Below are 5,804 nucleotides of genomic sequence, written 5' to 3'. Positions count from 1 at the left end.
GCCGATTCCCGATCGCCACGAAGATCTCCCCGTCCAGCACGATCTTCTCCGGCAGGGTTGCCCGCAGCGCCTCGACCACCTCGGGGAAGTAGCGGGTCAGCGGCTTGGTGTTCCGCGAGGCCAGCTCCACCTCGTCGCCGTCCTTGAACACGATGCACCTGAATCCGTCCCACTTTGGCTCCAGTTGGACGTTCGTGAGTGTCTTGAGGATGGAGGCAGAGCCGGGTTTGGCGAGCATCGGCTTGATGGGTGGCATCACGGGCAGGTCCACGTCGCCACCATAGGTCAGCCGATGGGTGGTCGCTGCCTCATTCGGTGACGTCGGTGGCCCAGGCGAGGTCGTCGGGGTTCCAGGCCGCTGTGTCGGAGATGATGTCCAGTGCGGGGTCGATGAAGGTTGCGATCAGATCGGAGGCTGCGGCTGCAGTCATGTCCGATGCGAGAGGAACGCCCTTGGCTGTTGCTGGGTACGTACGCGACCAGTCGGGCGGGATATCGAAGTGGGAGAATCGCTCGATGCCGCTGAGTGTGCGCTTGGCCTCGATCGCGGACCTCAGCTCGGCGAGTTCGACTGTCTGGGTATGAGCGAGCACCACGAGGTCGACAAGGTCCTTGACCCGGCTGCTGCGCTTGCCGCCGGGGTAGTTGGTGTCCATGGTCGCGCAGACCTTGTCGGCGATCTGGTCGACGACGGGGTAGAGGCGGTAGGGGTGGGTGATGAGTGGTTTGCGCAGGTGGAGTCGGTTCGCTGGTTCGACGATCTCGGGCCGACCGACCGGTGGTGGGCCGACCACGACGTCGACGGTCATGGTGTCGATCTGGGTGTCGTGGTCGGCATCGAAGCATGCGAACGTGAAACGGCGGGTCGCGACGCCGGGCTGGTTGTCGCCGAGGCCGGTGGGGGCAGAGCCAACGAGGCGGAAGGTGAGATGGTCGCCGAGGTCGGCGTCGACCAGGTTGGTCAGCGCGTGAATGGCCGAATCGAGGTCTGCGGCGTGCTGCGCGGCCAGATCCATGTCCTTGGTCGTGCGAGAGTGCGGCACGCGGGCGAGCATGCTCATGCCGCCTTTGAGCAGCCATTCGGAGTGCTCGCCGTCTGCAAAGACTCGCGATAGGAACCGGTCGAAGCGGGCCTGGCGGATCTGCGCGTCGATCCTCGCGGCGCTCACGCTGGGGCCGGCTGCCTTGGCTGCCTTCCTCGCCGCTTCTTTGATCGCCAGTTCGAGCGAGCGCCAGTCGCGGTCGGTCTTTTGCTCAGTCATGCTTCCAGCCTTCTGGGGTGACGCCGGCGAGGTCGAAAAGACCGTTGGCCAGAGTTCGAGCATCCGTTCGGTGGCGTTGTGCGACAGGGGAGAGGTAGGTGACCAGGGCGTTCGGCGCGGTGAGCCTGCCGCTGCGTACGGCGTCGCGTAGGGCATCGGCAACAAGCGAGGTGTCGGTGCCGATGGCCACGAGGTCGGCAATCGTCCGTTCGACAGTCAGTGTGGGGAGTCCGTCGACCGGGATCACTTCAGGTCGGGATAGTTCGCGGATGCGTAGGCGTACGTCGGGCAGCCGGGTGCCTTTGCGGGAGGGCACGATGAAGTCGAGGCCATCGAGGAGGAAGTCGCCGATCGCGTGGACCACGGCTGCGGTCTGTCCTGCGGCCACAACCGGCGCGACGCCGGCCGCGGTTCGCGGAGATGTCGCGCCTCCCAGTGCTAGCCAGGTTGCGTAGATCGCCTCGTGGCGCTGCGGCGGTGCGCCGGCGACACGATAGACACCCTGGGCAACGCGTTCGAGCGCGCCGCTCGAGGCCATCCGGGAGAGTTGCTTGCGGGATACGCCCGCATCGTCAGCCTGGGCGGTGGTGACCAGTCCCCACCGCCGCTCCGCGATCTCGCCGAGCTTGGCCAGCGTCGCATCCGCCATGACAACAATTGTACCCATTAAACGGAACAAATGTTGTCAATCGATCCGTATGTGGCCACTCGACACCAGATCCAGCACTTGTGGAAGGGGCCACCATTCGATCAGAACTGGTCCCACTTGGGCTCGAACGCCAAGTCCCCATCGGTCGTCGCGGCGCCGGTGCGGTAGGCACAGCGCTTGCCGACTACAGTTGTCCCGTGCGTTTCGGCGTACGTTCCCCAGTTGCTCTGCCGGTAGGGGCCGCCAGACTTTGAATCTGGATTAGGGACGTTGGTTCGACTCCAACCTGGGGAGCAGAAACGGCCCGAGGTCATCTGACCTCGGGCCGTTCGTTGGCTCGGTGCTCTGGCTAGTGGTCTGGCCGTGGCGGTGCTGGATCCCTCGCCTCTTCAATTGGTCCCATGTCGATCACGAGCCACAGCAGGCCGCCGCCACAGAGCACGGCGGCGACCACGAGCGTCGAGGCCGTGTCGGTGGCCGACGCGATCGCCCCGGCCGCGAGAGCCGCCAGGGGGAGCGTCCCTGTGCCAGCGAGGTTGGAGACGCTTGACACTCGGCCAAGGAGGTCACGGGGAGTCCGTTCTTGGCGCGCAGTGACGGCTGAGACGTTGTAGATCATCGAGCCGATGCCCAGCGCCGCCATCCCGACTCCTGCCAGGTAAACGCTCGACCCGATCGCGATGATCGCCAAGCTGGCCACGCCCAATGTGGCAGCGATCAACAGGCAGGCTCGCGACCCGCATCGGGCTTGTACCCGTGGTGTGACGTGAGCGCCGAGTAGACCTCCGGCCGCGAAGACCGCGAAGAGTAGGCCGTATGCGCCTTCCGAGGCATCGAGCGTGCGCACCACATGCAGTACGAGGACCGCTTCGAGCATGCCGGTCGATGCTGCGAGAAGGGCTGTAGTTACGACAAGGGAGCGGAGGATGCGGTCTGCAAGGACAGTCCGCAGCCCTTCGCGAATGTCCGTCCCGAGGGTAGTTCGAATTTTCTCGCCTCTGTCCGCGGGGCGAGGTGGCAGACGGCGAAGACACAAGGCCGAAACGGTCATCGTGATTGCCTGCATCACGAAGGGCCATAGTGCCGCGATGGCGTAGAGCATTCCGCCTGCAACCGGCCCGAGGAGCCCGCCGGTGACCACATTGCTCGTCTGGAGACGGCTGTTGGCGCGGGAGAGCTGGTCGTGCTCCACCAGTGTGGGGAGCACCGCGGGCGAGGCCGCGCTGAAGACTACCGTTGCTATCCCGTCGAGGAATGCCACCGCCAGCAAGGCGGCGATGCTGACGAGATCAAGGACGACCAGGGCGAGCAGCGCGGCCGCGAGCACGGCCCGCGACGCATCTGCCACCCAGAGGACCTTTCGCCGGTCGACGCGGTCGACCAAAGCTCCGACGTGCAGGCTGAACATTATCCAGGGCAACCCTGATGCCACTGGTAGGAGCGCAACGAGGAATGGATCGGTGGTCATGGTGACGATCAGAAGTGGCAGAGCGGTTGTGGCAATCCCGTGAGCGAGGTAGCCAGACGCGCTGGATGTGAGTAGCCAGCGGAAATCGGAACCCATCCGACGCCTTTCTGTACGTTCTGTACGTTTCGTACAGTTGTAGCATATTGGTATGCAGGAGATTTCCGTGACAGAGGCACGAGCCCAGCTGTCTGACCTGGTGAGCCGGGTCGCCTTCGGTGGGCAGCCGGTCATGCTCACGCGGCATGGCAAACCATTGGCTGCGCTTGTTCCCGCGACGGCGCTTCGTGACGAGCCGGAAGAAGAGGCGACAGGTTCGGGGGAACCGCCGGTCGTGCTGGACCTGTCAGCCAGTTCGCAGGAGAGCCGGAGCGGCTACACGGTCGCTGCTCACCACCGAAACTCGGACTAGACGGCGTCAGCGAACAGCTAGACGGTGTTAGCGAACAGGTCGCGCAGCCGTTCCCGGGCTCCTCTCACGTACACGTCTCCCGTTGGCAACTAGTTCTGTAGGTGCCTGGGAGGAGACGGTTCGTACAAGCGACGAAGGCCAGACTCCTGCGCGGCGAGCGCAGTGGCCCGTTCAGGACGTCGACGACTCTTTCTCGCGGCGTACGAGCCAAGGGGTCAGCCCGACGAGGAGCAGCGAAGCCGCCCATAGGTAGAAGCCGATCCCCAGGCCGGTGATCTCGCCGCGGTTGTCGCCGCCCTCGTCCAGCGGAACGTCCATCCCTATCAGTGATGCCCCGGCCGCGATGGCGGCCACGCAGATGACCAGCGGCAGCGATCGCAGCAACCACGACTCGCGCCGTCGGAGCACCCCGACGAGGGCGATCAGTGCTGCCAGGAACTGTCCGGCCCAGGCGATCAGTGCCCACGTACCGTAGATGGCGCCGAACGCGGCACACATCAGCCCCGCGATCGCGTCACCGTCAGCGACCGGGTAGGCGGGGAGGAACAGGGCGACCAGCCACAACCCTGCGGCCACCAGACCCACGATCAGCGAACGTCGGCGGTCGACAAGCGGTTCCCATGCCGTGCCTGTCCATCGGCGGTTCTTCCCGGGGTGTTCGGGATCGAGGTAGTAGCCCGGCGGCATCTCGCTCATGCGGCCAATCATGCAGCAAGTGCAGTCCGTCGCTCGGGCGCGAGCGGGCCACGCGGACGCCGTCTGATCGACGCGCGCCTCGACGTGTTTCGGTGTCTGTTGTTCATCTTCGTGTAAGGTCACCGGGCTTCCTGTGTCTGCCCGCGTGTCGCGTTGACGATTCCGGCGATGCGTAGGGAGACATGGATACTGGCCTGTAACAAGGCCGTGGGGGAGCAGGGTGTAAAGTCGCCCAAACTAATCGACAAACACTTGGAGGAAGCGTGGGCATGGGACCGATCATCGGTTACGTACCTGGCGTGTTCGATCTCTTCCACATCGGTCACCTCAACATGCTTCGCCAAGCGCGGGAGCGCTGCGACACGTTGATCGCTGGCGTGGTCTCCGACGAGGTCTGCGAGACGACCAAGGGGATCATCCCGACGGTGCCGCTCGTCGAGCGGCTGGAGATCGTCGAGGCGATCGGGATCGTGGACGCGGTCTATGCCGAGCGCACGACCGACAAGGTCGACTCCTGGCGCGAGGTCGAGTTCACCCACCTCTTCAAGGGCGACGACTGGAAGGGCACCGAGAAGGGCGACGCGCTCGAGAAGAAGATGGCGTCGGTCGGTGTCGAGGTCGTCTACTTCCCCTACACGCTCCAGACCAGCAGCACCGCCCTGCGGAAGGCGATCTCGCGAGAGGGTGCCCAGGTCTCGTGACCGTCAGCTCCCCCGCACCGGGCGGACAGTACGGGATCTCCGACGAAGGGGTTCTCGTCCGAGACTCCTCGACCCCGGTCCTGGTCCTCTCCTTCGACGGCCAGTACGTCTGGTCCCTCACCCCCGAACGCGACGGCCACCCGGTCGACGGCGGCCTGCTGGTGCCCTGGCCCGGTGTGCTCACCCGGTTCCTGAACGGCTCCGCGACGGTGGCCATCGCCGACTACGACGGTGAGGTGCTCTTCGAGGAGAAGGTCTCCCTCGGCACCGGCGAGGACACCATCTCGATCGTCGACGGCAGCGGCAACCCGCTCAGCGTCGACAAGGTCGGCCACCTGACCCGTTCCTTCGAGGCCACCGACGAGAGCATCCGCGCGGAGATCCTCGAGGGGACCCAGCGTGTCCTCGCCGACCTTCGCGACGTGGTCGGCGTCGAGGCCTACCTCAACTACGGTGCGCTGCTCGGGGCGATCCGCGAGGGCCGGATGCTCGGGCACGACTCCGACACCGACGTCTGCTACCTCTCCAAGCACACCGTCCCCGCCGAGATCATCACCGAGTCGTACGCCATCGAGCGCACCATGCGCGAGCGCGGCTGGAGCATCCTGCGGATGTCCGG

General features: G+C 65.4%; 6 protein-coding genes, 1 tRNA gene and 2 pseudogenes. 4 read left to right on the top strand and 5 right to left on the bottom strand.

Translation table 11 applies throughout. From position 1 onward, the window contains the following. The 3 genes and pseudogenes from ACRDPS_RS02765 to ACRDPS_RS02755 all read right to left on the bottom strand — a co-directional run. A pseudogene (locus tag ACRDPS_RS02765) lies at window positions 1-271 on the bottom strand (ATP-dependent DNA ligase); the annotation flags it as partial. A gap of 37 nt (window positions 272-308) precedes the next feature. Next, window positions 309-1,262 (bottom strand): nucleotidyl transferase AbiEii/AbiGii toxin family protein, encoded by a 954-nt coding sequence (locus ACRDPS_RS02760; RefSeq protein WP_431500087.1) that lies wholly within the window; start codon window positions 1,260-1,262, stop codon window positions 309-311. Beyond that, window positions 1,255-1,911, bottom strand: a complete 657-nt coding sequence (locus ACRDPS_RS02755; RefSeq protein WP_431500086.1) for a type IV toxin-antitoxin system AbiEi family antitoxin domain-containing protein — start codon at window positions 1,909-1,911, stop codon at window positions 1,255-1,257. Before ACRDPS_RS02755 ends, ACRDPS_RS02760 begins: the two co-directional genes overlap by 8 nt. A 215-nt stretch (window positions 1,912-2,126) precedes the next feature. On the opposite strand from ACRDPS_RS02755, the gene ACRDPS_RS02750 reads away from it, so the two are divergent. Next, window positions 2,127-2,205, top strand: a tRNA-Gln gene (locus ACRDPS_RS02750). A gap of 55 nt (window positions 2,206-2,260) precedes the next feature. Here the strand turns inward: ACRDPS_RS02750 and ACRDPS_RS02745 are convergent. After that, a complete protein-coding gene (locus ACRDPS_RS02745) occupies window positions 2,261-3,475 on the bottom strand; it encodes an MFS transporter (RefSeq protein WP_431500085.1) in 1,215 nt (404 codons plus the stop codon). 52 nt (window positions 3,476-3,527) lie between these two features. On the opposite strand from ACRDPS_RS02745, the gene ACRDPS_RS02740 reads away from it, so the two are divergent. Beyond that, entirely contained in the window at window positions 3,528-3,788 is a 261-nt protein-coding gene (locus ACRDPS_RS02740) for a type II toxin-antitoxin system Phd/YefM family antitoxin (protein ID WP_431500084.1), read from the top strand. Between the two features lie 171 nt (window positions 3,789-3,959). On the opposite strand, the gene ACRDPS_RS02735 is transcribed toward ACRDPS_RS02740, so the two are convergent. Continuing rightward, window positions 3,960-4,484, bottom strand: a complete 525-nt coding sequence (locus ACRDPS_RS02735) for a hypothetical protein (protein ID WP_431500083.1) — start codon at window positions 4,482-4,484, stop codon at window positions 3,960-3,962. Window positions 4,485-4,753: 269 nt separating this feature from the next. Between ACRDPS_RS02735 and ACRDPS_RS02730 the strand changes: the two genes are divergently transcribed. Both ACRDPS_RS02730 and ACRDPS_RS02725 read left to right on the top strand, forming a co-directional pair. Then, on the top strand, window positions 4,754-5,185 hold the full coding sequence (locus ACRDPS_RS02730) for an adenylyltransferase/cytidyltransferase family protein (protein ID WP_431500082.1): 432 nt from the start codon (window positions 4,754-4,756) through the stop codon (window positions 5,183-5,185). Continuing rightward, window positions 5,182-5,804: pseudogene (locus tag ACRDPS_RS02725) on the top strand (class I SAM-dependent methyltransferase); the annotation flags it as partial. The gene ACRDPS_RS02730 and the pseudogene ACRDPS_RS02725, both read left to right, overlap by 4 nt.

The organism is Nocardioides sp., assembly GCF_050699375.1.
Lineage (GTDB): Bacteria > Actinomycetota > Actinomycetes > Propionibacteriales > Nocardioidaceae > Nocardioides.
The sequence above is the reverse complement of the archived record's forward strand: the minus strand, read 5'-3'. Positions and strand labels throughout refer to the sequence as shown.

Bases quoted from the DNA above. Each gene is read 5' to 3' on its own strand.
- ACRDPS_RS02760 (WP_431500087.1), bottom strand. From the start codon at position 1,262: ATGACTGAGCAAAAGACCGACCGCGACTGGCGCTCGCTCGAACTGGCG.
- ACRDPS_RS02755 (WP_431500086.1), bottom strand. From the start codon at position 1,911: ATGGCGGATGCGACGCTGGCCAAGCTCGGCGAGATCGCGGAGCGGCGG.
- ACRDPS_RS02745 (WP_431500085.1), bottom strand. From the start codon at position 3,475: ATGGGTTCCGATTTCCGCTGGCTACTCACATCCAGCGCGTCTGGCTAC.
- ACRDPS_RS02740 (WP_431500084.1), top strand. From the start codon at position 3,528: ATGCAGGAGATTTCCGTGACAGAGGCACGAGCCCAGCTGTCTGACCTG.
- ACRDPS_RS02735 (WP_431500083.1), bottom strand. From the start codon at position 4,484: ATGAGCGAGATGCCGCCGGGCTACTACCTCGATCCCGAACACCCCGGG.
- ACRDPS_RS02730 (WP_431500082.1), top strand. From the start codon at position 4,754: ATGGGACCGATCATCGGTTACGTACCTGGCGTGTTCGATCTCTTCCAC.